The 23,819-nt window shown below is 71.8% G+C and carries 26 protein-coding genes; 5 read left to right on the forward strand and 21 right to left on the reverse strand.

Going from position 1 to position 23,819, the window contains the following annotated elements:
- Positions 1-30: 30 nt before the first annotated feature.
- The 5 genes from ACPXCS_RS12495 to ACPXCS_RS12515 form a co-directional block, all read right to left on the reverse strand.
- Positions 31-858: a class I SAM-dependent methyltransferase gene (locus ACPXCS_RS12495; RefSeq protein ID WP_425946612.1), complete on the reverse strand. Its 828-nt coding sequence runs from the start codon at positions 856-858 to the stop codon at positions 31-33.
- 150 nt (positions 859-1,008) lie between these two features.
- Positions 1,009-1,473 (reverse strand): GNAT family N-acetyltransferase, encoded by a 465-nt coding sequence (locus tag ACPXCS_RS12500; RefSeq protein WP_425946613.1) that lies wholly within the window; start codon positions 1,471-1,473, stop codon positions 1,009-1,011.
- A 148-nt stretch (positions 1,474-1,621) separates the two neighbouring features.
- Positions 1,622-2,512 carry an LLM class flavin-dependent oxidoreductase gene (locus ACPXCS_RS12505; protein WP_425946614.1) on the reverse strand — a complete coding sequence of 297 codons (891 nt, stop codon included), beginning with the start codon at positions 2,510-2,512 and terminating at the stop codon, positions 1,622-1,624.
- Between the two features lie 98 nt (positions 2,513-2,610).
- Complete coding sequence (locus tag ACPXCS_RS12510) at positions 2,611-3,576, reverse strand: hypothetical protein (protein WP_425946715.1); 966 nt, start codon at positions 3,574-3,576, stop codon at positions 2,611-2,613.
- 47 nt (positions 3,577-3,623) lie between these two features.
- A complete protein-coding gene (locus ACPXCS_RS12515; protein ID WP_425946615.1) occupies positions 3,624-4,283 on the reverse strand; it encodes a hypothetical protein in 660 nt (219 codons plus the stop codon).
- A 256-nt stretch (positions 4,284-4,539) separates the two neighbouring features.
- On the opposite strand from ACPXCS_RS12515, the gene ACPXCS_RS12520 reads away from it, so the two are divergent.
- Positions 4,540-4,923, forward strand: a complete 384-nt coding sequence (locus ACPXCS_RS12520) for a DUF192 domain-containing protein (protein WP_425946616.1) — start codon at positions 4,540-4,542, stop codon at positions 4,921-4,923.
- Positions 4,924-4,954: 31 nt separating this feature from the next.
- On the opposite strand, the gene ACPXCS_RS12525 is transcribed toward ACPXCS_RS12520, so the two are convergent.
- The 16 genes from ACPXCS_RS12525 to ACPXCS_RS12600 form a co-directional block, all read right to left on the reverse strand.
- The gene (locus ACPXCS_RS12525) at positions 4,955-5,677 is read right to left on the reverse strand and encodes a hypothetical protein (RefSeq protein WP_425946617.1); all 723 of its coding nucleotides are present in this window, start codon (positions 5,675-5,677) and stop codon (positions 4,955-4,957) included.
- Between the two features lie 41 nt (positions 5,678-5,718).
- A complete protein-coding gene (locus ACPXCS_RS12530; protein ID WP_425946618.1) occupies positions 5,719-8,274 on the reverse strand; it encodes a hypothetical protein in 2,556 nt (851 codons plus the stop codon).
- Between the two features lie 247 nt (positions 8,275-8,521).
- Positions 8,522-9,103, reverse strand: coding sequence for an OmpA family protein (locus tag ACPXCS_RS12535; RefSeq protein ID WP_425946716.1), 582 nt, complete (start codon positions 9,101-9,103; stop codon positions 8,522-8,524).
- Positions 9,104-9,177: 74 nt separating this feature from the next.
- Positions 9,178-9,759 (reverse strand): hypothetical protein, encoded by a 582-nt coding sequence (locus ACPXCS_RS12540; RefSeq protein WP_425946619.1) that lies wholly within the window; start codon positions 9,757-9,759, stop codon positions 9,178-9,180.
- A 16-nt stretch (positions 9,760-9,775) separates the two neighbouring features.
- On the reverse strand, positions 9,776-10,399 hold the full coding sequence (locus ACPXCS_RS12545; RefSeq protein WP_425946717.1) for a pilus assembly protein TadG-related protein: 624 nt from the start codon (positions 10,397-10,399) through the stop codon (positions 9,776-9,778).
- The gene (locus ACPXCS_RS12550) at positions 10,399-10,632 is read right to left on the reverse strand and encodes a hypothetical protein (RefSeq protein WP_190195693.1); all 234 of its coding nucleotides are present in this window, start codon (positions 10,630-10,632) and stop codon (positions 10,399-10,401) included. Before ACPXCS_RS12550 ends, ACPXCS_RS12545 begins: the two co-directional genes overlap by 1 nt.
- Positions 10,633-10,777: 145 nt before the next feature.
- Entirely contained in the window at positions 10,778-11,731 is a 954-nt protein-coding gene (locus tag ACPXCS_RS12555; protein ID WP_425946620.1) for a response regulator, read from the reverse strand.
- A gap of 26 nt (positions 11,732-11,757) precedes the next feature.
- Positions 11,758-13,521, reverse strand: a complete 1,764-nt coding sequence (locus ACPXCS_RS12560; RefSeq protein ID WP_425946621.1) for a sensor histidine kinase — start codon at positions 13,519-13,521, stop codon at positions 11,758-11,760.
- A gap of 15 nt (positions 13,522-13,536) precedes the next feature.
- Positions 13,537-14,424 carry a DUF5936 domain-containing protein gene (locus ACPXCS_RS12565; RefSeq protein ID WP_425946622.1) on the reverse strand — a complete coding sequence of 296 codons (888 nt, stop codon included), beginning with the start codon at positions 14,422-14,424 and terminating at the stop codon, positions 13,537-13,539.
- Between the two features lie 18 nt (positions 14,425-14,442).
- The gene (locus tag ACPXCS_RS12570; protein ID WP_425946623.1) at positions 14,443-15,387 is read right to left on the reverse strand and encodes a type II secretion system F family protein; all 945 of its coding nucleotides are present in this window, start codon (positions 15,385-15,387) and stop codon (positions 14,443-14,445) included.
- A gap of 9 nt (positions 15,388-15,396) precedes the next feature.
- Positions 15,397-16,734 (reverse strand): CpaF family protein, encoded by a 1,338-nt coding sequence (locus tag ACPXCS_RS12575; RefSeq protein ID WP_425946624.1) that lies wholly within the window; start codon positions 16,732-16,734, stop codon positions 15,397-15,399.
- Positions 16,735-16,760: 26 nt separating this feature from the next.
- The gene (locus tag ACPXCS_RS12580; RefSeq protein WP_425946625.1) at positions 16,761-17,117 is read right to left on the reverse strand and encodes a TadE family protein; all 357 of its coding nucleotides are present in this window, start codon (positions 17,115-17,117) and stop codon (positions 16,761-16,763) included.
- Between the two features lies 1 nt (position 17,118).
- Positions 17,119-17,445, reverse strand: a complete 327-nt coding sequence (locus tag ACPXCS_RS12585; protein WP_425946718.1) for a pilus assembly protein — start codon at positions 17,443-17,445, stop codon at positions 17,119-17,121.
- Positions 17,446-17,593: 148 nt separating this feature from the next.
- On the reverse strand, positions 17,594-18,844 hold the full coding sequence (locus ACPXCS_RS12590) for an AAA family ATPase (protein WP_425946626.1): 1,251 nt from the start codon (positions 18,842-18,844) through the stop codon (positions 17,594-17,596).
- Positions 18,845-18,850: 6 nt separating this feature from the next.
- Positions 18,851-19,558 (reverse strand): Flp pilus assembly protein CpaB, encoded by a 708-nt coding sequence (gene cpaB, locus ACPXCS_RS12595; RefSeq protein ID WP_425946627.1) that lies wholly within the window; start codon positions 19,556-19,558, stop codon positions 18,851-18,853.
- Positions 19,559-19,628: 70 nt separating this feature from the next.
- Positions 19,629-20,462, reverse strand: a complete 834-nt coding sequence (locus ACPXCS_RS12600) for a hypothetical protein (RefSeq protein ID WP_425946719.1) — start codon at positions 20,460-20,462, stop codon at positions 19,629-19,631.
- Between the two features lie 385 nt (positions 20,463-20,847).
- Between ACPXCS_RS12600 and ACPXCS_RS12605 the strand changes: the two genes are divergently transcribed.
- Genes ACPXCS_RS12605 through ACPXCS_RS12620 form a run of 4 tightly spaced genes read left to right on the forward strand, consistent with a single transcriptional unit; the run spans position 20,848 to position 23,811 of the window.
- Positions 20,848-22,407 (forward strand): hypothetical protein, encoded by a 1,560-nt coding sequence (locus ACPXCS_RS12605; RefSeq protein ID WP_425946628.1) that lies wholly within the window; start codon positions 20,848-20,850, stop codon positions 22,405-22,407.
- Between the two features lie 20 nt (positions 22,408-22,427).
- Entirely contained in the window at positions 22,428-22,988 is a 561-nt protein-coding gene (locus ACPXCS_RS12610) for a hypothetical protein (RefSeq protein ID WP_425946629.1), read from the forward strand.
- 2 nt (positions 22,989-22,990) lie between these two features.
- The gene (locus ACPXCS_RS12615) at positions 22,991-23,422 is read left to right on the forward strand and encodes a DUF3592 domain-containing protein (protein ID WP_425946630.1); all 432 of its coding nucleotides are present in this window, start codon (positions 22,991-22,993) and stop codon (positions 23,420-23,422) included.
- A complete protein-coding gene (locus ACPXCS_RS12620; RefSeq protein WP_425946631.1) occupies positions 23,422-23,811 on the forward strand; it encodes a hypothetical protein in 390 nt (129 codons plus the stop codon). The genes ACPXCS_RS12615 and ACPXCS_RS12620 overlap by 1 nt, the downstream gene beginning before the upstream one ends.
- Positions 23,812-23,819 lie beyond the last annotated feature (8 nt).

The raw sequence follows: 23,819 nt of genomic DNA on the forward strand, positions 1-23,819 counted from the left end.
GGGCCGCACGCGTGAGTGGGCCGCCGCTGATCACGCGGGAGGTGCCGGCCGGCCCGGCTTGCGTGCCTCGACGAGGTGGCGGGTGCTGTGCGCGACGAAGGGCCCGTCGGCCAGGATCCGCTCGTGCAGGGCCCGCAGGCGCGGTTCGTACGCCTCGACGGTGAAGCCGGGGACCATCCACACCACCTTGCGCAGGAAGTGCACGACCGCGCCGATGTCGTGGAACTCCATCCGCAGCCGCTCCGCCCGCAGATCGACGACCTCCAGTCCGGCGGCCTCGGCGTCGGCCCGTTCACGCTCGGGATGACGGCCGCCGCGCACCTCCTCCGGCTGGGGGCCGAGGAAGTACTCGACGAGTTCGAAGACGCTGGCCGGGCCGACGTGCTGGGCGAAGTACGTGCCGCCCGGCCGCAGCACGCGGGCGATCTCGTCCCAGTGCGGCCGGACGGGATGACGGCTGACGACCAGGTCGAAGGCGCCGTCGGCGAAGGGCAGCGGGGCGTCCTCGGCGGCGGCCACGACAGGGACGCCGTGCGGCCCGAGGAGGGCGGTGGCCTGGGCGACGTTGGGCGGCCAGCCCTCGGTGGCGACGGTGAGGGCGGGTCGCGTGCTCGCCTCCGCCAGGGCGAAGGCGAGCACTTCACCACCGCCGGTCTGCACGTCCAGCACGGCACTCGCCCGGCTCAGCCGCCCGGCCATCGACACGGCGTACCCCCACGAGGGCCGTGCCTCGGTGGCCCGCCCTTCGAACCAGGAGAAGTCCCAGCCTTCCGTGGGCACGGAGGCGCCTTCGGCGAGAAGGGCTTCGAAGGAGGGGGGCGTGGAGGACTCGGGGGGTGGGGTGCGGTGCTCGGCCATGGGGGGATGGTGACAGGGCTGGGGCCGGGGAGGCGCGGCATTTTCGCGTGTGGGCGGGGGTGCTGCCGCATGGCTGCGGCTGGGGTTGCGGCTGCGGCTGCGGCTGCGGCCAGGACTGGGGGTCGTGGGCGCCGGCCGCTTGCGGGGGCGTCAGTGGAGGACCAGGAGGATGTGCGTGTCCTCGCCGTGCCGGATGGTGCCGCTCCGCTGGAAGCCGGTCTTCTCCAGGAGCCGTACGGAGCCGGTGTTCCCCTCGAAGGGGTCGGCGTACAGCGGCCGGTGCGTCTCGCGCTCCAGGAAGAGGCGCAGGGCCCTGCCGCCGATGCCGCGTCCCCAGTACGGGCGCCCCAGCCAGTAGCCGATGAAGCGGCGGTCCTCGTCCCACCAGGCGACGAAACTGCCGGCGACCTCACCGCCGTCCACGGTCACCGTCTGCACGAGGTTGGCGGGGTCGCCGAGGACCGTGGTCCGCCAGTGCCGCAGGAACGCGTCGCGCGGGCGGGGCGTGAACCGCGAACGCCGGGCGGCCTCGGGGTCGTGCTCGAAGGCGAGGAAGAGCTCCAGGTCGGCTTCCACCACGTCACGCAGGCGTACGTCCAGATCGTCATCGCTCATGCCGCGAGTGTGGCAGGGACCACTGACAGTCGGCCCTGCCGCACACCGGGGGGCCTCTGCGACCCCGGTGCAGCCCCCTGGGCCGACGCGGCCGTCACGCCTGGCCCGCCCGCGCCGGCCCGGTTCCGCCCGGGGTCTGCCCGGGGCCTCACCCGACCAGGGGACGCACCTCCTCGGCGGCGAACCGTACGAAGCCCTCCGGGTCGGGCTCGTCCCCGGTCGGCTGCAGCACCACCGTGTCGGCTCCGGCCTCGGCCAGCCGCGCGACGGCCTCGGCGACGGCACCGGCGTCCCCGGCGACTCCCAGGCCGGGGACGGAGGCCACCCCCTCGGCGGCCAGTTCGGCGCGCAGCCGCGCCTCGGCGCCGGGCCCGGTGGCGGCGAGGAGGTACACGACGACGTGATGCGGCTCGGCCTCGCGCCCGGCGGCCTTGCGCCCCTCGTGGACGAGCTGCCGCGCCGTGCGCACGCCGTCGGCGTCGGTGTTGGCGGTGAGGATGGTGCCGTCGGCGGCCTCGCCGGTGAGGCGCAGGGAACGCGGCCCGGTGGCCCCGGCGAGCACCCCGGTCCCGGCCGCGCTGCCCATCTCGATCGGGGGCCAGTCGAGGGCGACGTCGTCGAGCGTGACGTACCGCCCGCCGGTGGTGACCCGCTCCCCGCGCAACAGGGCACGCAGCGCGAGGAGATACTCCCTCAACAGCGTGACCGGCGACTCGACCCGGGCCCCGACCTGCCCCATCCAGTCCTGCACGCCGTGCCCGACGCCGACGACGGCCCGCCCCGGGAACATCCGGTGCAGCGAGGCGACCTCCATGGCGGTGAGGGCGACGTTCCGCAGGGGCACGGGCAGCAGCCCCACCCCGACCCGCACCCGCTCGGTCCAGGCGAGGGCGGCGGCGGCAGTGGAGACACCGCCCTCTCTGAAGCAGTCCTCCCACAGCCAGAGTTGTTCGAGCCCTGCGGCGTCGGCGGCTTCGCAGACGGATCGCAGGCGTTCGGGGGCCAGTTGGGGCCGGAACACGGCGCCTAGTGCGGTCATGGGAAGTTCCTACCCACGTCCCCGGCCGCCGGACAACACCTTTTGCGGGTCGTCGTCGCGCGGGCAGGGGCCGCCACCCGGCGCCCCCTGCCCGGGTGTCAGCGGTTGACCGCCTGGATCTCCTGCACGACCACGTCCTGGGTGGCGCCGAACGTGCCGTCGGGCAGGTCGCCGCCCGCGCCGCCCGTGCCGGTCCAGTCGATCTCCCAGGTGACGGTGGCCTGGAGCGGGTACGTGCCGTCACCCGAGGAGCGCAGGTAGCGCACTCCGCAGGGTGGGGTCCGGTCCGCCTTGCCCTTGGCGTAGGGCTCGCCGATGCGGCCGTCGTCGATCTGGCAGACGCCGGACGCCGGGTAGGTCACGGCGTCCTCGGTGCCGGGCTGGATCCTGAGCGACACCGGCCGGGCCGTGGCGGTCGCGCTGATGCCGATCACCGGTACGGACGCGGTGACGGACACCGGCTTGAAGTCGGCGGCGTCCAGCCAGGCCCAGGTCGGCAGGTTGACCTTGGTCGCGGCGGCGGGGGCCAGGGTCACCTTCGTGCTGGGGACGCGTATCTCGGCGTAGGCGAGTTCGGCGAGGATCTCGGGCGTGACGGCGTTCTCGATGTCGGCGGGCGGCGGGTCGCCCTGGTCGACCCAGAAGGGGGGTTCCTCGCAGGAGTCCCAGCCCGGGGGGAAGTCCTCGTTGACGAACGAGTCCCAGAAGTAGCCCTCGCCGGTCTTGTCCTTGTTGAAGTCCTTGTAGGGCTTGCCGTTGACGTAGCGGTCGCGCTGCGCGGCGTCCCACTCGTATCCGGTCGAACCGGCGTCCCAGATGGGCTCCAGCTCCTTCTGGAGCTGCTCCGGCGTGTACTTCGGGGCGTACCAGCAGGGCGGGGGCGTCCAGGACGTGGCGGCCGTGAGCGCGCCCGCGGAGTTGCCGCTGCCGTTCTTCGAACGGTCGAAGACGACGCCGCCGACGGTGACGGAGACGGTGCCGTCCTTGCCGGATTCGGCCTCCTGCGTGGCACCGTCGGTGCCGCCGAATCCCTTCTCCGCGTGAGCGGGGCCGGCGGTGGCCAGGACCGCGGCGAGAAGGCCCGACGTGAGCAGCAGGTACCTGGAACGGATCAAGGCCGGCACTTGGCACTCCCCCGCTGCGAGATCAGTCGCTCGGTGACCCAGACGCCCTTGTCGTTCTTGCGCAGGGTGCCCGCGTAGACGACGTAGCTGTCCTCGGTCACCGGCGTGACATCCGTCTTACCGGTCTTCAGGAACTTGTTGAACGCCTTGCTCTGGTCTTCGCAGTACACGAGAGCTGCCGTGCCGTCGTCCTTGACGGTCACGTTCTCGTTGTAGAAGCGGGTCAGTCCCGTCGTCCGTGCCTTGTGGTCGACGAACTCCTGGATGTACTTCTGACTGGCGGCAGCGGCCGTGCCGTCCGAGTAGAAGCGGTAGGCCTTGTCGAGCGGGTCCTGCCGTGCGATGGCCATGTCGACGGCCTTGATGCGCTGCTCGGCGTCACCGAGCACGGCGTCTTTGTCGGCGTCGCCGGTCTTCTTCCATTCGAACCTGTAGGTCACGTCCGAAGGCAGCTTGATCGTGGGGCGGTCGCCCGCGTCCGCGGCACTCGGGGTCGCCGAGGCCGATGCCTTGTCTCCCGTGTCGGCTCCCGCGATCTTGTCGCTGTCCGTGGCCTTGGAGCTGTCATCGCTCCCGCACGCGGACAGCGTCAGGGCCGCAGCGGCGGTCAGCGTGAGCGCTGCGAGGAGGGTGGGGCGGCGGTTCACGGTCGGCTCCCGGTCAGAGGCGAGGCTTCTCTTGAGCGAACCCAAGCTATCCAGCGGTGTGGGGCGATACCAGGGCGAAGCTTGTGAACGGGCGGGGTGTATGGGGAGGAATCGGTGGCCTGTCGACCGGTTCGAGCCGTAACGGTTGCGTAACACGTATGCCGGTTCGTCAAGTGCCACCCGGCCGCGGGCGTTTCAGTCAGGAAGCAGCAAAGGCAAGAGCCTCGATGGTGAAGGGGCCGGGACGGGAGGGCCGATGGGGCGGCGGTGGCGGGACGGGCGGGGCGAACTGGTGGTGCACGCGGAGGGGCGGGCCGCCGTGCGCGTGCCCCTGGAGATCGCCACGTCCTATCGGGCCCGGACCCGGGGGCTGCTGGGGCGGGAGTCCCTCGACGGGGCGATGCTGCTCTCCCCCGCCGGCAGTGTGCACACCTTCCGTATGCGCATGGCCATCGATGTCGCCTACCTCGACCGTGACCTGAGAGTCATCGCCGTGCGCACCATGCGGCCGGGCCGGCTGGGCATGCCTCGGCTGCGGTCGCGGCACGTGGTGGAGGCGGAGGCCGGGGTGATGGGTGGGTGGGGGGTGCGGGACGGGGTGCGGGTGGAGGTCGTCGTCAGCTCGGGCGGGGCCGGGTAGGCGTCCTCGGCCCGGACTGCGGCGCCTCCGGTCAGCGGGGCGTGTCCTCGCCACCCAGCTCGAAGAGCACGCTCTGCGCCGCCTCCGCGTTGTCCCAGCTCGCCGGGCCGTCCGGCTTCGCCGACAGGCGCTCCAACGCCGCCCTCGCCGTCCTCGTGCGCATCGCGCCCAGCAGTTCGAGCGCCGAGTCGGCCCCGATGTCCTCCGTGACGCAGCGCTCGGCCAGGTCGACCGCCCACTCGGCGAAGCGACCCGGGTCCGGGTCGAGGGCCAGCCAGCGGAAGACCGAGTCGGCGATGTCGTCCCGCAGCGACGGGATCAGGGCCAGCATCGCCGCCTCGACGTGCCGTACGACGTGCCGCTGCAGCGGATACAGCCTCGGCCGGTCCTGCCACGCGCGGACCAGCTCGTCCACGCCGGACCACGTGACGTCGCCCGTGCGGGGCATGCTCTCCCCCACGGCTCGGTGGAAGTCCTCCCAGACGTGCCACAGCAGGCCGGGCGACGGCGGCCGGGGCACGCGGGGAGACAGTTCCGGGTCTTCCAGGAGGACGGTGACCACCCTGCGCGCCTCGGCCAAGCGGTCTTCGGTACGGGGCAGTTCCGCGATCCGGCTCCAGTCGCCCGCGTCCCAGGGGTGCGGCAGGGACCGCAGAGCGCGGGGCAGGACGTAGTCGCCCTCCGGATCGTGCCACCGCGGCACCTGTGGGTCCCACCGTTCCTCGGCGCCCGGCTCCCTGTCCGGCTCGGTCATTCCCGCCGTCCCGTCACGCTCGTGCCTCCGTCGTCGTCCGCTCAGCCGATCCCGAGGTACGCCTTGGCGCTCTCCGGGTCCTTCATCTTCGCCCAGTCCATGGTGCCGTTCGCGGACCGTTCGTCGATGGCGCGCTGCATCCTGCCGAGCTCGTCGGCGGACAACCCCTGGCCGGCCACCCGCACGTCGACACCGTTCTTGGCCATCTCGCCGGCCGCCGTCCTGGTGTCTTTCGCCGGTTTGCCGTTCCGGGCGGGCTTGAACTCGCTGAAGATCGACGTCCAGCGCTCCGTCGTCTCGATCTCCACGGTGGCCTTGCGGCCGGGCTCCTTGCCCGCCCACTTCTTCAGCCGTTCGACCTGGTTGGCGAAGTCCGCCTTGCGCGTGGCCGAGCCGGCGTTCTTGACCTCCTTGACGTGGACGGTGCCGTTCTTGTCCTTGTAGACCACGTCGGCGTCGGGGATCTCGTCGAGATTCACCTTCTCCCCGTTGCCCAGGTCGGCCTCCTGCCGGTTCATCTTGCCGCCGACACCGGCGTCCACCGTGGTGCCGGGGGCCGCGTCGTCGGCGGCTCTGCGTACGGCGTTCAGCTCCGCGCGCGCTTCCGCCAGCTTGTTGGCGTCGGAAGCGTTCACGACCTTGCCCTGCAAGGCCGCGGCGGCATCGCGGTTGACGTTGCCGCGGCGGGCCAGGTCGGTGATCTCGTCGAGCGCGTCAGCCGCGTCCTTCCTGCTGATCTCCCCCTTGTTCGGATCCGGGTTCTCCTTGGCCCGGCCGACGAGCCCGTCGATCTGGTCGTCGGGAACGGAGGAACCTTGCTCCCGCAGCGCTGCCTTCGCGGCCTCGGCGCGGGCCTCGAGCGTTTGCAGCTCCGCCTCGTCGGCCTTCTTCCGCGCCTCCTGAGCCTGCTGCTTGGCCTCCTCGTCACAGCCGTCGGCGGCGAGCACGACGTACGGCGTGCCGTCGGCGCGTACGACATGCCCGGCCGGCAGGCCGGCGGCCAGGACCGTGGTGCCCGTGCCGGAGGAGCCGGTGAGAGGCGCCGGGGCGCGCGTGGTGCCGCCGCCGTAGGGGGTGCCGCCGTCGTACGGGGTCCTGCGGGGCGGGGCGGCGATGGTGCAGCCGGATTCGCGCGCTTTCCGCTCGGCCTCGTCCGCCGCCTCGTCTGCCTCCTTCGCGGCCTTCTCGGCGCCCTTGACGTCGCCCGCCTTGGCGGCCTTCCCGGCGTCCGCCGCCGCGTCCGTAGCCTTCTCGGTGAGCTTGCCCAGATCGCCCAGTTTGCCGAGCTTCCCCAGCTTGCCGAGTTTCCCTGCGAGCTTGGCCTCGCCGTAGCCGGGGATGAAGAGGGAGCCGACGTTCCAGACGACCGTGGTGACGGCGCGGGTCTCGTTGCCCTGGTTCCACTGGTCGCGGACGTCCTCCCCGATGAACACGTCGTCGAGGACCTTGCCGCCGGAGTTCAGGGTGGCGCCGCCCCAGTCGGTCACCGCGTCCCAGTAGTCGCCCTCGGCCCACTTGTCGCCCGCGTCCTTGGCGTCCTGTGACCACTGGTCGGCGATGACACCGCCGTAGTCCTTCAGGCCGTCCAGGGTGTCGAGCGGGCTGGTGACGGTGTCCCACATGCCTTTGAGGTCGCCGCCGATGCCGTCGACGACGAGACCTTCGCCGACCTGCTTCAGCTGGTCGCCGGTGCAGCCGAAGAAGGCGCCCACGCCGGAGAAGCAGCCGTCGTCCGCGTCCTTCTTCTCGTCGCCGGCGGCACCCTCGTCGGCGGTGTCGCCCCGGCCGCCTGTGCCGTCCTGACCGTCGGCCTCCTCCTCCGTGGTGTCGTCTTCCCCGGCTTGGCCTTCCGTGCCCTCGGGGCGACCGTTCTCACCCGCTTCGGGCCTGGGTGCCGGGCCGTCCGCCGTGTCCGGGCGGGTGGCCGTGACGTCCGTGTCACCACCGTCGGCGGCCGGGGCCGAGCAGGCCGTGCCGGTGACCTTGCAGACCGCGGACTGCAGGCCGCCGAGGATCTGGGCGCCCAGGCCGCTGACCAGGAGGGCGGTGACGACCGCCGCGACGACCGCGATCAGGCCCGCGTACTCCACCGCCGTCTGGCCCTCGTCGCGCCGCCAGCGGATCATCCGGGACAGGGAGAAGGGGCGGCGTTCGGCGCGGTCCGGGGCCGGGAGGCGGTACCAGGCGCGGCTGTCCTCGCGGGTGAGGAAGTAGAGGACGAGGAGGGGGAGGAAGAGCTGGGTGAAGCCGCGCGGCGACCCGCCGGCGATGTTGGATACCGAGCCGGCGATCAACCAGGCCTGTACGGCGATCAGGCCGGCGAGGACCCTGGTGCCGCCCTGCCAGGTGCGCCGGGCCAGCCACCAGCCGAGGACGCCGGGGGCCGCCGCGTAGGCGGTGAGGGCGAGGAGACCGCCGTCGACGGCGTCGTACGAGGACGCGGTGAGCAGGACGCCGAGTCCGCCGAGGACCGTGATCGCGAAGAGGGTGTGGACGAGGACCAGCGCGGTCGCGAGCGAGCCGGGCAGGGGCCGGCGCTCCCTGCCGCCCGGCGGCCACCCGAACCCGGCTCCCGGCACTCCGCCGATCGAGGTCATGCCCCCACCTCCGCCCTCGGTCTACGACACGGCCCGAGGGTAGGGAGGGACGGGCGGGGCGGGATGGGTCCCTGGCCCCAATTCGGGGCCCAAGTGCGGGGCCGCACGTCTCAACGGCAGGCGGTGTGGCCGTGGTGCCGCGCACCGCCGGGTTCGGCCTCTGCGGCCGGGTCCGGCGGTGCGCGGTTCCGTCGTTGTCCGGTCACGGGGTCTGCCGCCCGCGACCGTCGGCCGGGCCGGCCGTCCCTCAGCTCTCCGAGCGGGGGAAGGAGACTTCGACCCGGCGGTTCTTCTTGCGGCCGGACTCCGTGGAGTTGTCGGCGATCGGGTACTGCTCGCCGTAGCCGCGGACCTCGTACGTGACGTCGGCCGCGGTCAGTTCCTGGTCCAGGACGTTCTGAACGGCGTCGGCGCGTTTGCGGGACAGGACGTCGCCGTGGGCGGAGGAGCCGAGGTTGTCGGTGAAGCCGAAGACGCGGATCTTCGTCGCGTTCTGCGTCTTGATCTCCTCGGCGATGGCGGCGATGCGGGCCTTCGCCTGGGCGCTGAGTTTCGCGCTGTCCTTGCCGAAGAGGACCTCGGCCTGGAGGGCGAACTTGACGTCGGCGTTGGTGTCCTCCCGGCGTTCGTCGCCGCTCTGGTCCTCGACGACCTGCTTGATGTCGAGGACCTTGGGTTCGGCGAGGGTGGCGCCTTCGGGGAGTTTGAGGTCGGGGTCGTTGGCGTCGACCTCGACGGGGGCGGAGGCGGAGGCCTCGGTGCCGGGGGGAACGCCGGGGGATTCGTCGGCGTGGGCCGACACGGCGCCGTAGACGTTCGTCGCGACCATGAGGCCTGCGGCGGTGAGGACCAGGGCGAGGCGTGGAGTCGCCGTTCGAGGGTGCGTACGGGGCATGACCGGCCTCACCCGGAGATCTTGATGGTGCCGCTGGAGAACGTCGGCAGTTGCAGGGCGACATCAGTGGTGTCGGCTGGTGGCGAGGGGAACTGCATGAACACGGGGAGCCTCTGCCCGGCCTCGAGTGTCGTGAGTCCCGTCGTCGTCAGCGGACGCCCGTCGGTGTCGCGGAGAACGTAGTAGCGCTTCTTCCCCTTGGAGTCCACGAGGGTGGCACCACCCAGCGACTGACCGTGTTTGATGACCTCGGTCTCGTCACCACTCGTCTGAGCGGGGATGGCCACCGACTCCGCCCCGTCGTTCTTCAGGTTGCCGCTCACCGTGACGAAGCCGCCGGCGTCCCTCTGGGCAGAAGTGACCTGGAGGAGGAGTCCGTCGGTTCCCTTGAGTTCGGCGAGAGGTGTCTCCGCCTCACCGTCCTGAGCACTCGGTTCGGACCCACGGTCCTTGGGGGCGGACGACGACGGGCTCGGCTTGTCGTCGTTGTCGCCACCGCCGCCGCAGCCGGCCACACCGAGGGACAGTCCGGCCGCGATGGTCAGCGCGACCATCCCCCTGCGGGCCTTCGCAGTGAACCGAATGCTCATCACTCTGCTTCCTTCATCACTCGTCGTTCGCTTGTGAGTCGGCCAGGTGGACGTCGAAGAGGTCTTCGGGCTCCGGCAGGACATCGATATCGTCCGGCTTCAGCTCCCACTCCACACCGCCTTTGCACAAAAGCTTCGGCAGTACGTCGGGTTCGGCATCACCGATCGGGAGGTCGAAGTCGCAGCGGGGCTCGATCACGGCCTTGGCCGTCGCGTTGGACTGCCGCTCCTCCGTGCCGGGGACGATGGACTCCCCCACGGACTTGTTGGTCTCGACCTCGACCGTGAAGCCCAGGAGACCATCCGGAACGCAACCGACACCTACCAGCCGGGCATCGTTCCGTGCGGCCAGTTCCTGCGCACGCCAGCACGAAGGGTCGAGTCCCTCCGCGCTGCCGTCGAAGATCTGCTGCCACTTGGCCGGGTCCAGCACGCTCTCGACCCACGCGTCCGCGAGTTGGTCCCGCCTGTCCTGCGCTGCCGCGAGTGCCGCCGCATCGGCTGCTGTCTGGGCGCCGTTCCTGTTCGCCGCGGCCTGGCCGACCGCGAAGTAGGCGAACGCGAGAAAGAGCAGGCCCCCCACCACCGTGATGTAGATGGGGAAGGCCTGCCCTGCGTCGCCGTAGCGGCGAGCTCGGATCAAGGAGCGACCTTGGCGATCTGCGCCTGAATCTTCGTGAGAATCGTCTGACCGATGTTCGTGCCCGTGATCGCCAGCACGATCGCCACCACCACCGCGATGATGCCCAGGTACTCGACCGCCGTCTGCCCCTTGTCGCCGGCGCGGCGCTGCATCGCCTCCACCGTGGTGTTCTTCCAGCCGTTCACGCGGACCTTGGTCGCGACGGCGGTCTTCAGCATCAGGTCGCTCATGGTGTTCCCCTCCGGTTTCGGCTGTGCCGCTTTCGACACGAGGAACGTACGGCGGAACCGGGGCTCCGCCAGAGGGTCCCAGGGCCCAATCCCGGGCCCAATCGCCCGGGCCCAAACGGTGTTCCGTCCACGGCGTCACCTGGCGTCACCCCAGCCCTCGGGGTGAGTCCGGTGCCGTGCCGATCCACTTCGCGGCGGCCTCGGAGCGGCTGGTGCTGTGGAGCTTGGCGAAGATGCGGTTGATGTGGTTCTTGACGGTCTTCTCGCTGATGAAGCAGGTGGCGGCGATCTGCTGGTTGTTCATGCCGGACGCGATGAGGTCCATGATCTCCGCCTCCCTCGTACTCAGCTGGAACCGCGACCTGTCGGGAGCGGCCGGGCGGCCGCTTGTCCACCCAGACGAAGACTGTCCCACATCCGGTTGCATTCGCGAAAGGTTTTCTGAAGAAGTAGGAGGGTGAGGGAGGTGGTGAGTCGCGAAGTTGACTGGCTGCCGCGGTTCTTGCGGATGAGTATGCGGTTGCCTGGAGTCGGAAATTCCGTATGCAGTCGCACCCATCGACTGCCCCAGGCCCTCCGGCAGGGGTGTCGCCGCCGGTGCCTGGGTCTGGCGGAGCTGGGTCAGGAGCGCGCCCGCCGCCGTCGGTGTGAAGTGCGGCCGGCCCTCCTTGATGTCCCGTACCGCGTCGACCAGTTGGTCGGCGGTGAACTCGCCGTGGACCAGGTAGCCGCCGGCCCCCCGGCGCAGGGCCTCCTGGACGATCTCCGACTCCCTGCTGTACGTCAGCATCACCACCGGCGCGATCTGCACCAGGTACGGCAGGGCCGAGATGCCGTCCACGCCGGGCATGCGGACGTCGAGCAGGACGACGTCGGGCCGGTGCCGGTGGGCGGCCTCGTAGGCCTGGCGGCCGTCGGCCGCCTCGGCCACGACCTCGATGTCCGCGCGGCCCGAGAGCAGCGCGGTGAGGCCGGCGCGGACCACAGGGTTGTCGTCCGCCACGACGACCCGGAGGCGGTGGGTCGGCGGCGCGGCGAAGGGGATCTGCGGGGGCGGCGGCTGGGGTACGCCGGGGTGTGGGGTGGTCGGGTCCGGCATCGGGGCCTCCTCTCGGGTCGTGGGGGTCAGGCGGTGGGTGTCGTCAGGGCGGCCAGGGGGAGTTCCAGGCGGACCTCCGTGCCCTGGGCGTGGCCGCCGCGACCGATGCGGATGCGGGCGCCCACGGAGGCGGCGCGTTCGACCATGCCGACGAGGCCGAAGTGGCCGGCGCGGCGCAGTTGTTCGAGGGTGGTGCCCGGGGGCAGGCCGCGGCCGTCGTCGTGGACGCTGATGCGGAGCAGGTCGCCGTGGACGCCGGCGCTGACGTCCACGCGGGTCGGTCCGGCGTGGCGGTGGGCGTTCTCCATGGCTTCCGAGGCGATGGTCAGGAGCTGACGGGCGACGGCGGGCGGGACGGGGGGCACGGCGTGGTCGCCGGTGGGCCGGTAGACGGCGGGCAGGCCGGTGCGGCTGCTGAAGTCGCGGGTGCGGGCCGCCAGCTCGACCAGGACGTCGGTGCCCTGGCCGGGGTCCGACTCGCGACGCAGGTCGGCCAGGAGCTCGCGGGACTCGGCAGCGGCGCGCCGGGCCGAGCGGGCGACGAGGGCGGCCTGCTGCCGGACCAGGGCCGGGTCCATGCGTTCGGCGCCGGCCGAGCCGGTCAGGCCGTCGGCGGCCAGGGCCACGCCGTGCAGGGTCTTGGCGACCGAGTCGTGCATCTCCCGGGCCAGTCGGGCCCGTTCGGCGCTCACCGCCTCCGTGACGGCGAGGCGGGCCTGGACGGTGGTGAGGGCCTGGGTGGCCGCGCCGAAGCGGAGCATCAGGTTGCGCAGGCTGGAGCCGACGGCGCCGGCGATGACGCACAGGCCGGGCAGCAGGGTCGACTCCGCGATGCCGGGGGCCGGGTCCTCCTGGGCCGCGAGGACGAGCAGGAGCAGCAGGGCCTGGAGGGAGGCGAAGACGGCCGCGCCTCGCCAGCCGTACACCAGGCCGGCGAGGAGGGGGGTGCAGACGCTGACGTAGGCGAGGGTGCTGTCGGGGCCCGCGGAGATGAGCAGCAGGGCACCGAAGAGGGTGTCGGCGGCGAGGAGGCTCGGGTGGCGCAGGAGGAGGGGGCCGAAGCGTTCCCAGTCCCTGAAGAGGACGTAGGAGGTCATGAAGGTGACGACCACGGCCGCGCCGACCAGGCGGGTGGGCAGGCCCTCGTTGGCGTTGACGAGTGCGGTGGGTGTCGCCAGGGCGATCATGGCCAGCCGGAAGCCGAACACCTGGCGGCCCATGGCCTGGAGGGCGTTGACCTGGATGTCGATCGCGGGGTGGGTGGGTGAGGTGCCGCCGATCCCGCCTGCCTCCTGGCCGGGGCCCTCGGCCGGAGCGGGGCGCCCGGCGGGGCTGACGGCCGCCGCACCGCCCGTCGTGCTCGCGTCGTCCCGTCCGGCTGGGGGTGGGCCCTGCGGGGATGGGCCCTGCGGGGATGGGCCCTGCTGAGGTGCGACGGCGCCGGCGGCCGGCCGGCCGTTCGCCTCCCCCTCCGGGCGCTGCCCGGGAGCGGCCGTGCCTCCCTGCGCGGCCTGCGCGGGAGCTCCTGCCGGAGAAGGTCCGGGGACCGTGCCCGCCCGGCGCCCGGGCCCCTTGATCCGCAGCGTCCGCTCGCCGCCGACGCCGCCCGCCTCCGCCTCCCATCCCGGCGGCAGCGCGGGGGTCACCGACGTCACCGGGACGTCCGGCGCGCCCGTGCGGACATGGGCCGGCAGGACCGTCCCCGCCGGCGGCGTCGTGATCTCCGGCGTCGCCTGCGCACGGCGGCGGCGACGGCCCAGCAGGCCGCTCCGCTCCCCTGTCATCGCCATGGTGCCGCCCCTCCCCTACTTCCCCGTCACCGAGCCGAAGTCCGTGCCGGAGCCGAGAATCAGGCCGGCGCCGAGCAGCAGCATCGTGGCCGGGACCATGAAGGTCGTGATCATCATCGTGGCCTTGGGAACCGCCCGGGCCGCCTTCCTGCGGGCGTTCTGGGCGTCGGTGCGCCGCATGTCCTTGGCCAGGGACACCAGCGTGTCGACGATCGGCACCCCCAGCTCCTCCCCCTGCTGCAACGCCGTCACGAACATGGCGACCTGCTCGGAGTCGTTGCGGCGGCGCAGTTCCGCGAAGGCGTCGCGGCGGCTCATGCCGAGGTCCATCTGGCGCAGGGTGATGCGCAGTTCGTCGGCCCACGGGCCCTCGTACCTGGACGCCACCCGGTCCAGGGCCTGGCGGAAGCCGAGGCCCGCGCTGACCACGACCGCCAGGACGTCCAGGAAGTCCGGCAGGGTCCGTTCGATGACGTCCTTGCGCAGACGGATGGCCGACCAGATGCCGACCTCCGTCCAGAACGCCCCGAAGGCCAGCAGGAGCAGCGCCACGAACAGCTGCCCGCGCATGAGGAAGACCAGGCAGCCCACGCCGCCCAGGGCGCCGTAGACCGCGCGCCGCGCCGCGTAGCGGTCGATGGTGAGACCGCCCGGGTTGCCCGCCAGGTCGATCTTGCGGCGGTACTTGGCCACCTGCTTGGGGCCCATCAGGCGCAGCACGGCGGGCGCGTAGCGCATGCCCATGCGGTCGACGAGCGAGTCGACCGCACCGGTCCGCGTGGCGCCGACCTCCAGGGCGAGGGCGAGGTCGCCGGGGAGTTTCGCCTCGGCGCGGTACATGCGGATGCCGGCGAAGACGCCCCAGACGCCGATGCCCATCAGCAGGGCGAGAAGCAGTCCCATGGTGTGCCTCCGGGCTTCTCAGATGTCGATGCGGGACAGGCGGCGGATGAGGACGAAGCCGACGGCGTAGAGCGAGAAGGCGATGATGACCGCCGCCTGGCCGAAGGCGGAGCCGGTCATGCGTTCCAGGGCGCCGTCCTTCACGCCGTCCATGAGGAAGAGCGAGCCGACGCCGAGGACGGGGACCGCGTACGAGGTCATGTTGACCTGGGAGAGCTGGGTGCGGACCTCGCGCCGGGTCTCCTTGCGTTCCTCCAGGGTCTCGGTCAGGTTGCGCAGGGCGCTGACCACCTGGCCGCCCGCCCGGTTCGACAGCACCAGGGTCGTCACCAGCACGACCAGTTCGCGGGACGGGAGGCGGTCCGCCAGCTCGCCGAGCGCCTCGTCCATCGAGGCGCCCACGGCCAGCTGGGCGGAGACCTTGCCGAGTTCCTCGCCGGCGGGGGCCTCCATCTCCTCGGCGGCCATGCCGATCGCGGTGCGCAGGGCGAGGCCCGCCTGGGTCGCGTTGGCGAGGATGCGGGCCATCTCGGGGAGCTGGTTGATGAACTTCTCGATGCGCTTCTGGCGCTGCCAGTTGAGGAACTGGACCGCCACCCCGATGCCCAGCAACCCCGCCAGCGGCCCGAAGAACGGTGCCAGTGCCGCCTGGCCGATCAGCCACAGGCCCGCCACCGTGGCGAGCATGTAGACGAAGAACTCACCCGGGGTGATGTCCAGGCCGGTCGCCGCCAGGCGGAGTTCCAGTTTCCTGCCGAGCTTGGTGCGGCGCAGGCGGCGGTCGATGCCGCGGAAGTGGCGGCGGCGGCCGACGACCGGGATCTGGCCGGTCGTGGACAGGCGGTCGACGAGGGCCTGGCGCTGGGCCTTGCCCATGGCGTAGGAGTGCAGGCCGATGACCGCGAGGACGCAGGTCAGCAGAGTGATGCCGGTGGTGAGCGTGATGAGCTGGTGCAGTTCCATCGGTCGGTCCTACCTGGCTTCTCGGGTGGCTAGCTGGTCCGCGGTCCGGGCGATGCCGAAGGCCTGCGGGATGGGCTGGCTCGCCATGTAGAGGCGGTCGGCGGTGCGGCGCGGGAGGGGGTGGTACTCGAAGTTGCCGTAGACGCGGCCGTCGGCGGCCATCGGCTGCGCGTGGAAGCGGGCGACCGTGACCAGCCGGTACGGATCGCTGCCGTGGCTGTCCATCAGCGCGATCTCGGTGATGCGGCGGGCGCCGTCCGCGAAGCGGGTCAGCTGCACGATGACGTCCACGGCGCTGTTGATCTGGTCGTGCAGGGCGACGAAGGGGATCTCCACGTCCGACATGGAGGCCAGGGTCTGCAGGCGCATCAGGGCGTCCTCCGCGCTGTTGGCGTGGACGGTCGCCAGCGAGCCGTCGTGTCCCGTCGACATCGCCTGGAGCATGTCGAGGGACTCGCCGCCGCGGACCTCACCGACGACGATCCGGTCGGGCCGCATGCGCAGGGAGTTGCGGACCAGGTCGCGGATGGTGACCTGGCCCTTGCCCTCCACGTTCGGCGGGCGCGACTCCAGGCGGATGACGTGCGGCTGCTGGAGCTGGAGTTCGGCGGAGTCCTCGATGGTGATGATGCGTTCGCCCTCGGGGATGAGCCCGGAGAGCGCGTTGAGCAGCGTCGTCTTTCCGGTGCCGGTCGCGCCCGAGACGATGATGTTGAACTTCGCCTGCACCAGGCCGGCCAGCAGGTACAGCATCGACTCGTCCAGCGAACCGAGGCCGATCAGCTCCTGGAGCGTGAAGGAGCGCGGGAAGCGGCGGATGGTGAGGGTCGCGCCGGTCAGGGACAGCGGCGGGATGATGACGTTGACGCGCTCGCCGGAGGGCAGGCGGGCGTCGACCATCGGGTTCGACTCGTCGACCCGGCGGTTGACCGTGGAGACGATCCGCTCGATCGTCTGCATGAGCTGGTCGTTGGAGGCGAAACGCAGGGGCAGTTGCTCGACGCGGCCGCCGCGCTCCACGAAGATCGCGTCCGGGCCGTTGACCATGATCTCGGTGATGGACGCGTCCTCCAGCAGCGGCTCCAGGATGCCCAGGCCGAGGGCCTCGTCGACCACCCTGCGGATCAGCTGCGAGCGCTCCACCGTCGACAGGACCGGGCCCTCGCGGCTGATGATGTGCCCGAGCACCCGCTCCAGCCGGGCCCGGCGCTCGGCGGCGGCCAGCGAACTCATCTCCGCGAGGTCGATCTCCTCCAGGAGCTTGGCCCGGTAGGAGGCGACCATGTGGCCGTCCTCACCCCGGTTGCCGTTCTCCTCGGGGGTGTTGATGCGTGCTCGCAGGCTCATGAGTCCGGTGCTCCTCGCTCTGTTGCTCAGTGGTCGCGCGGCATCGTGGCGGTCTTGACGGCGGGGTCGAAGTCCCAGCCCGGCACGACGGACGGGATCTGCACGGTGGCCGTGACCGTCACCTCGTCGCCGCCGAACGACGCCGGGCAACTGGTCCCGTCGGCCAGCCAGTTGCTGACCGCCGCCCGGCAGTCCGCCTCGTGCGGGCCGTCGAGCGACGCGCTGCGCGCCCCGGCCCGGGCCGCCGTGCCCGCCTGCTGGGCGGTGTAGGCGATCAGCCCGAGCTGCACGGCCGCCATGGCGACCAGCAGCAGGACGGGCAGGAAGCCGATGTACTCGATGGCGACCTGGCCGCGGTCGCGGACCCTGCGGTTACCAGCCATGTCAGTCCGTCTCCTCCTCGACCGCGCCGGCGTGGCCCTTGACGGCGTACGGGAAGGACAGCGTGCCCGGGAAGAGGATCGGGACCTCCAGGCGCACGTCGGCCGTCACGTAGCCGGAGCCGCCGCAGGTGACGGTGGCGCCGGACCGCCATGCCTGCGACAGGTGCCTGAGGCCGGCCTCCTCGCACGCGCCCTGCCGGGCGCCCGGTTCCGCGGCCGTCGCCTGCCGTACCGCTTCGTCGGCGGCGTTGCCCGCGAGGACGAAGGTGTAGCCGACGAGGACCACCTGCCACAGCGCGATCAGCGTCACGAGGATCGTCGGCGTCATGCCGAGGAGCTCGATGGTCACCTGACCCCGGTCCCGGCCGCGCGCACCCCTCCCGTGCGGCGTCCGATCCCCGTCCCGGCCCCGCCCGCCCGACCGCTCGCCGGGCGGACCGCCTGACGGCCTCCTCAAAGCTTCGATCCCGCGCACGTCACCCCTCCCTCCTCCGCCGGAGGCTCACCGCACCCCGGTCGCCGCCCCGGAACCGGCCCTGCTTCCCGGCGCCCTCGGGGACCTTGACCAGGCCCAGTTCGGCCGCCAGCCCCCACAGGGCCTGCTTCACCGAGCTCTTGTTCTCCAGTTCGTGCATGCGGCCCGCGTCCACGACGCTCTGCAGTTCCTTGAAGTTGGCGGGGACCGCCGTGGCCGCGACGGCCGTGCCGGTGATCTTCTGGATCAGGGGCGGCTGGATCTCCGTGGCGCGGGAGTGCCGGTTGACGACGACGGTCGTCTCCTCGGCCTTGCGGATCTGCAGCCGGTCCCACATCCGCACCGCCCGCTTGGCCCCCCGTACGGCGACCACGTCCGGGGTGGTGACCAGCAGGGCCCGGTCGGCCATCTCCACGGCGGCCGCGCCCGCGCCGCCCATCTGGGCGCCGCAGTCGATGACGACGACCTCGTAGCGGGAGCGCAGGGCGCTGACGATCTGGCGGGCGGCGCGGTCGGTGACGTCCTCGCCGCGTTCCCCTTCGGCCGGTGCGAGCAGCAGGGCGAGGCCGGTGTCGTGGCGGAAGACCGCGTCGGCCAGGACGCGCGGGGAGATGTCGGTGATGGCGGCCAGGTCGACGACGGAGCGGCGGAACTGGACGTCCAGGTAGGAGGCGACGTCGCCGGTCTGCAGGTCCAGGTCGACCAGGGCCGTGCTGCGGCCGGAGGCCTGGGCGGCCAGGGCCAGCTGGATCGCGGTGAGCGTGGTCCCGACACCGCCCTTGGCGCCGCTGACGGTGACCACGGTGCCGCCGACGCCGGTGAAGACGTCACCGCCGGCGCCCAGGTGCCGGCGTACGCCGACGGACCACTGGGCGACCGCCTGGACGCGGCTGGCGAGTTCCTCGTAGCTGAGCGGGAGGGCGACCAGGCCGCGGGCGCCGTAGTCCATGGCGGCCTGGAAGAGGCCGGGGCTCGCGTCGGAGGTGACGAGGATGACGCCGACGGCCGGGAAACGCAGGGCCACTTCGCGGATCAGTTCCAGCGCGGGGACGGGGCCGATCCGCTCGTGGACGATCACGACCTCGGGCAGTTCGTCGACCGACTCGGCGGCCAGGCGGGCGAGGGTGTCGACGAGCTGGGTGGAGTCGACCACCGGGGCGACCGGTTCGGCGTCCGGGAGCTGGCTGAGCAGCGTGGTGACGGACCGGACCGCGTCCGCGTCCCCGACCGCCGGGAGGATCCTCGTGGGCATGCGCTCTCACTTGTCCTTCGCGAGTTCGTACGTCCGGTCCCGCTCGGGGACGGTGGTGTCGCTGCCGGGCGCGACGAGGGCGAGCCGGACCCGCTTGGCGAACGACTCGGCGTAGGTGATGCGCTGGGCGTCCAGGGCGGACAGCGCGAAGGTGATGGGCACGGCGTCGGTGGGCTGCTGGCTGCGGTTGCTCTCGTCGGGGTTGAGCGCGGTCAGCTCGCCGACGTCGAGGACCTTGGCGTTGGTCACGATGATCTTCGACTGGTCGGGGTCGCCCTCGCGCGCGCCCTCGAAGGTGGCGTAGACGTTGACCGCGGCCCCCGGGGTGATCTTGCCGGCCACACCGGTCGCCGCGTCGATCATGATGGCGACCTCCTGCTGGCCGGGCTGGAGGGCCGGCTGGCGGACGATCATGTCCGACTGGAGCAGGGAGCCCGCCTTGAGGGTCGTGACGGCGATCTTGCCCTGTATCTCGCGCAGGTCGGTGACCGCGTTGTCCGACAGCCAGCGTTCGGGCATCTCGATCTTCTCGAACTGGCCGGTGCTGAGGGTGGTGTAGGGCGGCACGTCGGACTTGAGCCGGTAGGCGGTGACCTCGGGTCCGACCTTGGACTCCACGTCGCTGATGACGGACAGCACGCCGGCGAAGGCGCCGAGGGCGCAGACGACCGACAGGAGCAGGAGAATCACGCCGCGGCGCTGACGGGAATTCATGAACCGTACAACCTCGTTGGGGATATCGGTCGAGCGGGACGGGAGCGGTGCTGACGGGCGGTGCGCGGGCTCACCCGGCGGCCGTCCGGTTCTCGAGCTGCTTCGGTGGCGGGCTGTCGTGGACGGGCGGCGTGGCGGAGCAGAAGACGCAGCGGTCGCCGATGACGTCGATGCCGCACCAGTGGCAGCGGCTGCGCCGTACGGAGGTGACCAGCTGGTAGAGGACGGACAGGTCGGGCAGATAGCTGCAGAACTCGATCAGCTTGCCGGTGCCCCACCAGGCCGGCGACTCGGCCGGAAGCTGCGTCTCGCGCAGGCCCTGCACCTTCCAGGCGGGGGCGAGGGTGGCGCTGACCCAGTCGGACTGGAGCTGGCCCTTGGCGACCAGCATCCAGGTGCCGAACTCCGGCCCGGGCAGCAGGGCTTCCGGGGTGATCTTCACGAGTTTCGGCTCGGGGTGCGCGAGGACACCGAACTGGCTGCCGGGCACCCAGGACTTGGCGTGCGACTTCAGGCCGACGGGGACGCGGTCGAGCCGGGCGACGGAGTTGAGCAGCGCTCCGGCGTGGATGTAGTGGACGAGCAGCCGGCCGGCCGAGGCGAGCACGCCCGGGCTGAGGTCGCAGGAGGCGAGCTGGCGCAACTGGCGGGCCAGCACGGCCAGTCCGAGGGGCGGCAGGTCCGGCCGGAACAGGGCGACGCGGTCGGTCTCCATGAGGGAGCGCAGCGTGTGCAGGCGGCGCTGCAGGGCGGTGGGCGCGGCCGGCGAGCAGACCACGATCACGTGCCCGTGGTGCTCGACCAGGGCCTGGAGGTCGGCGAGCGCCTGTTCCAGAGGGCGCTCGGCGACGTCCCGGAGCACCACGGCGGGCAGGGTGCGTTCGTCCTGTGGCGGCAGTGCCATGTCGGCACTGGTCACGGCAATGGCAGTTGGCACGCGCAGCTCCCCGTTTCCCCATGCCCGTCGGAACGCCGGGTGTCACTCCGGCGCACCGTGTCGACTTCACTGCGTGACTACCTCAGCACTGTATCCACGGCTCTGTGACCGGAGAACAGCGTTTGTGTAGCTGGTGAGCAACTGCCGTTGCACAAGATGCGTCAAAACGGGGCACGTTGAGCATCTCGCCGGTCATCGGAGGCGCCGGGCCGGGCCCGGGCGGGGGGCCCAGCGGGCCCAGAGTTGACGGTGGGCCTTCGTTTGGGCCCTGAGGCCCACGCCCGGGACGCCGGTGCGTACCTAATCTCGCCGTCCACGCACACAGGTGTCACGGGGCGAGGAGGGGTGCCGTATGACGGACGGGGGCGGCATACGGGCGTACGGGCGCAGACCGGTCTTCGACGACCGCGGCGCGACCGGGACCGAGTACCTCGGGATGGTCGTCGTCAGCGCGGCGATCGTCCTCGCCCTGTCGGCGACCGGGGTCGGGCAGCTGATCTACGACAGGATCGCCGCCCAGGTCTGCCGGGTGGCGGGCGGCGGCGACTGCGGGGCGGCGTCCCCCGGCCCGGGCAAGCCGCTCACCGACGCCGACTTCGAGCCGGCGCTGTGCCAGGTCTCCTCCGTCACCGACAAGGCGGGCTCCAAGGCGAAGATCTTCTTCTGGGAGATCGGCAAGGAGTACGGCTTCCAGGAGCAGCACCTGAAGGCGAAGACGGACGTCAACGGCGACGGCAAGGTCGACGACAGCGACCAGCTGGTCTACCTGACCTTCACGGACGCCGCCTCGGTCGCCGCCAAGAAGGACTTCAAGCCGGGCATGAAGGTGGGCCGGTTCGGCGCCGACAAGGTGGAGCTGGGGCTCGGCATCAAGGTCACCAACGGCGACACCTGGGTCTTCGAGAGCCCCGAGGAGGCCCAGCGCTTCCGGGACGACGTGGAGAAGCTCCAGATGTACGAGATGCGGCGCACCATGCCGGGCGGCGCGGAGGCGAGCGTCGGCGACAGCATCCTGTACCTCTTCGGCACCGGCCCCCTCAAGGACGAGGAGGACACCCAGAACCGGATCAAGGAGCACCTCGGCGACAACCGGAAGATCACCTACGGCAAGGTCGGTCTGGAGGCCTCGGCGTCGGCGGGCCTGAAGATCTCCGCGGGCGACGAGAAGAAGCTCAGCGCCGCGCTCGGCGGCAGCTTCAAGTACGCCCCCGAGGTCACCTGGACCGACAACGCCTACAAGAACACCAAGTCGTACACGTACTCCTCGTCCATCGAGTACGGCTCCAAGGTGGGCTACGAGGCGGGGCCGCTCAGCGGCGAGTACACGGCGAACACCACCCAGACCGGCACCATCACGGTCACCTACGACAAGAAGACCGGCAAGCTGGTCCGCGTCGACATGACCCGCACGGTCGAGAAGGGCGGCCAGAAGGACGGCGCCAAGGCGGGCGGCGACAACGGCCGGACGGACGGTGACAAGCGGGGCGGGAACGCCGGGGTGAAGGGCACCGACTCGCAGACCGGCATCGAGATCGTCACCAACACCCTCACCTTCGACCCGGGTCCGGCCGGGGACCGGGACCGGGCGGTCGCCGAGCAGTGGCTGGACAGCAGCAACGAGCAGCTCGCCACGCCCTTCCAGTACATGTTCTCCGACCACGCGCCGACGTCCCGCCCGGGCGCCGACGACCCCTTCGGGCAGCTGATGTTCGACCAGGGCAGGTCGAGCCGGATGACGTACACGGGCGATGTGAACGCGGCCGAGTACGGCTTCGAGTTGAATCTCGGGCTCAGTCTGGGCATGACGATCAGCACGGAGAAGAAGTCGGAGACCCTGACCGGTGCCCAGTTCCTGGGTGCGCCCCGCGGGGACGGTCGCTCCTATCTTCCCTACAGCTACTGTGCGAACTGACGAAACGGGAGCCCGAAGCGATGAAGACCCGCCGTGCCCGCCTGGCCGCCGCCCTGCTGACGACCGTCGTGGCCCTGACCGGTTGCGGGAGCTCCGGCTCCGGCGCGGGCTCCGTGCCCGAGGGCTGGGGGACGCTGAAGACCAAGGGCGTGGACGTGTCGTACCCGAAGGGGTACGAGGAGCAGAGCGCCGCCGAGCGCGGCCGGCACAACGCCGCGGCCGCGGTGCGCACCGAGGACGGGCGGAAAGTCTCCGTCATCACCGTGCAGCTCGGCTTCACCGAGGCGAACTCGGCGGAGCAGGCCGCGATCGCGGCCGAGGCCGGCATCCAGCTGGGCGCGAAGGTCGCGGGCCAGAAGGACGTGGAGCTGGCCGGCGCGGACGAGGCGAAGCGGATCGACTTCTCCTTCACGGCGACCGGCGAGGACGGCGGCCCGGCCAAGGGCACGCCGGTCGAGGGAGTGATCCTCACCGGCCTCGACTCGTCGGACACGACGTTCGCGATCCGCGTCGACGCCCGGCAGGGCAGCCTGCCGGACGGGGACCTGGACCGGATCATCGACTCGGTCGAGGTGCACTAGCCGTGCAGGTGCCGGGCGCCGGATACGTCGTCCTCGCCCTGCTGGTGGCGCTGTTCGGGGCGCTGTCGTGGCGGTACGCGCGGCGGCTGGTGACGGTCGCGCGGGTGCTGCGGCGCGGGGTGTGGGCCGGGGGCGAGTGCGTCCGGGTGGAGACCGAGCCCTACGGCCGTTCCGACGCCCGGCGGCACTTCTTCGCCTTCCGCACGGCCGACGGCACGCGGGTCGAGTTCGAGGACCTGGCCGGTGCGTCGACGGTCAGGGGCACGCCGGTCAGCGTCACCTACGACCCGCGTGACCCCGAGGGCACGGCGACCGTGGCGGGCCGGGGCAGCTGGTCCCCGGTGCTCCAGGCGCTGGCCCTGGTGGCGGGCTGCGGCATGGCCGCGCTGGGCTTCGCCGTCCTGCTGTACTTCGAGATCTTCGGGGGGAAGTGATGACGCTCGTCCGCTCCTGGGCCGTCGGCATCCTGGTGCTCGTCGCCGCCGAGTACGTCCAGATGACCCTGGTGTACGGCCCGTTGGTGGGGCCGGAGGGCGTCGGCTCGTTCGGGGCCGCGCTGGCTCTGGTGCACCTGCCGAACCTGGTGTGCGTGGTGCTCGCGACCTGGGCGGCGGCGCGGGTGCATCCAAAGCCGTGGCGGGAGATGCCGGTGCGGCATCTCGTGGCGGCGTGCGCGGTCCCGGCGGCGGCGCAGGTGCTGCTGCTGACGCTGCGGCCTGACGTGCTGGACCTCGCGGGACCGGCGTTCTGGATGTCGACGGGCGTGCTGCTGGCGGGATGCGCGGTGGGGCTGCTGCTGGACCGGTTGGTCTGGACCTCTTGACACCAGCT

Origin of the sequence: Streptomyces sp. DT190 (assembly GCF_049846985.1) — a bacterium.
In the GTDB taxonomy this organism is placed as follows: Bacteria; Actinomycetota; Actinomycetes; order Streptomycetales; family Streptomycetaceae; genus Streptomyces.